General features: G+C 70.5%; 2 protein-coding genes. One reads left to right on the forward strand and one right to left on the reverse strand.

Going from position 1 to position 2,361, the window contains the following annotated elements; translation table 11 throughout:
• Positions 1 to 107 precede the first annotated feature (107 nt).
• Positions 108 to 1,664 (reverse strand): glutamine-hydrolyzing GMP synthase, encoded by a 1,557-nt coding sequence (guaA, locus tag ACFWMR_RS42575; RefSeq protein WP_378275695.1) that lies wholly within the window; start codon positions 1,662 to 1,664, stop codon positions 108 to 110.
• 127 nt (positions 1,665 to 1,791) lie between these two features.
• Here guaA and ACFWMR_RS42580 point away from each other — a divergent pair, with 127 nt between their 5' ends.
• A complete protein-coding gene (locus ACFWMR_RS42580; RefSeq protein WP_378382494.1) occupies positions 1,792 to 2,322 on the forward strand; it encodes a DinB family protein in 531 nt (176 codons plus the stop codon).
• Positions 2,323 to 2,361: the final 39 nt, after the last annotated feature.

A 2,361-nucleotide genomic window follows, 5' to 3' on the forward strand; every position in this document is an offset into this window, starting at 1 on the left:
GCCCACCGAAGCGCGTTTAGCCCGCTAAACGCGATCCCGGTCGCCAAGGTGCGCGGCGGCGACAGATCGCGATTAGCGGGCTAAACGCAGGTCGGAGCGGGGGCGGGTCACTCCCACTCGATGGTGCCCGGCGGCTTGGACGTGACGTCCAGAACCACCCGGTTCACCTCGGCGACCTCGTTGGTGATGCGGGTCGAAATCTTCTCCAGCACCTCGTACGGCAGCCGCGTCCAGTCCGCGGTCATCGCGTCCTCGGACGACACCGGCCGCAGCACGATCGGGTGCCCGTAGGTCCGCCCGTCGCCCTGGACACCCACGCTGCGGACGTCGGCCAGCAGCACCACCGGGCACTGCCAGATCTCGCCGTCCAGCCCGGCCGCGGTGAGTTCCTCGCGCGCGATGGCGTCCGCCGCGCGCAGCGTCTCGAGCCGCTCGGCGTCGACGGCGCCGATGATCCGGATGCCGAGTCCCGGCCCCGGGAACGGCTGCCGCTGCACGATCGTCTCCGGCAGCCCGAGCTCCAGCCCGACGCGCCGCACCTCGTCCTTGAACAGCAGGCGCAGCGGCTCGACGAGCTCGAACTGCAGGTCGTCGGGCAGCCCGCCGACGTTGTGGTGGCTCTTGATGTTCGCCGCGCCCTCGCCGCCGCCGGATTCGACGACGTCCGGGTACAGCGTGCCCTGGACCAGGAACTTGTAGTCGCCCTCGGCTTTGAGGTCACGTTCGGCCTGCTCGAACACGCGGATGAACTCGCGGCCGATGATCTTGCGCTTCTCCTCGGGGTCGGTGACCCCGGCCAGCGCGTCGAGGAATCGCTCGCGCGCGTCGACGGTCACCAGGTTGACCCCGGTCGCGGCGACGAAGTCGCGTTCGACCTGGGTGCGCTCGCCGGAACGCAGCAGACCGTGGTCGACGAACACGCAGGTCAGCCGGTCACCGATGGCGCGCTGGACGAGCGCGGCGGCCACGGCCGAGTCGACACCGCCGGAGAGCCCGCAGATCGCGCGGCCGTCGCCGACCTGGTCGGCGATGCGCTTGACCTGGTCGTCGACGATGGACGACGTCGTCCACTGCGGCTTGATGCCCGCGATGTCGTGCAGGAAGCGGCGAAGCACCTCCTGGCCGTGCGGCGAGTGGTGCACCTCGGGGTGGTACTGGACGCCGGCGAAGCGGCGCTCGACGTCTTCGAACCCGGCGACGGCGGCACCGTCGCTCGACGCGGTCACGGTGGCGCCTTCGGGGGCCTTGGTGACGCTGTCGTTGTGGCTCATCCACGCGGGCTGGCTGCTCGGGAGACCGGCGTGCAGGACGCCGCCCTCACCGGCGACGCGGACCTCGGTGCGGCCGAACTCGCGGATCCCGGTCGGCTCGACCGTGCCGCCGAGAGCCTGCGCGAGGACCTGGTGGCCGTAGCAGATCCCGAGGATCGGCACGCCCGCGTCGACCAGGCCGGGGGCGAGAGCGGGGGCGTTCTCCGCGTACACGCTGGAAGGACCGCCGGAAAGAATGATCGCGGCGGGATCCTTGGCGAGGATGTCCTCGGCGGTGGCGGTGTGCGGGACGACCTCGGAGTACACCTGCGCCTCGCGCACGCGGCGCGCGATCAGTTGCGCGTACTGCGCCCCGAAGTCCACGACGAGTACCGGACCGGTGGGACTGGGCACCTGAAACCTCCAGATCAGAGCAGTACGCTTCCCCACCATCGTCCCAGGTGGGCCCGGTCACCCCGCCGCCAACCCCCTCACGATTCAGGACAGCGGATGACCGCGACGCGGCCTACCGTCCGAAGGCATGGGCATCGACTGGAGCAAGGAACTCTCCGAACAGCTCGACTGGCACTGGACGCACCACCTCCGGCCCCGGCTGGACACCCTCGGCGACGACGAATACTTCTGGGAACCCGCCGAGGACTGCTGGACGATCCGGCCGGACGAGACGGGCAAGCTCATGATCGACTGGGCGTATCCGGAGCCGTCGCCGCCGCCGGTCACGACCATCGCCTGGCGTCTCGCCCACATCATCGTCGGCGTCTTCGCGATGCGGACCGCGTCGCATTTCGGCGGCCCTCCCGTCGACTATCAGACCTTCCCCTACGCGGCTTCGGCCAAGGAAGCGCTGGAGCAGCTCGACGACGCATACGCGCGTTGGCGCGACGGCGTCCGCGGCCTGACCGCCGAAGGCCTCGAACGCCCCTGCGGCGAGGCCGAAGGCCCGTACGCCGAGTACCCGCTCGCGACGCTCGTCCTGCACATCAACCGGGAGGCCATCCACCACGGCGCCGAGGTCCTCCTCCTGCGGGACCTCCACGCGCGTCGCGTTTAGCCCGCTAAACGCAGGTCCCGGCCGCGTCGCGTTTAGCGG

It is taken from the genome of Amycolatopsis thailandensis, assembly GCF_042723255.1.
Taxonomy (GTDB): domain Bacteria; phylum Actinomycetota; class Actinomycetes; order Mycobacteriales; family Pseudonocardiaceae; genus Amycolatopsis; species Amycolatopsis thailandensis.

Bases quoted from the DNA above. Each gene is read 5' to 3' on its own strand.
- ACFWMR_RS42580 (WP_378382494.1), top strand. From the start codon at position 1,792: ATGGGCATCGACTGGAGCAAGGAACTCTCCGAACAGCTCGACTGGCAC.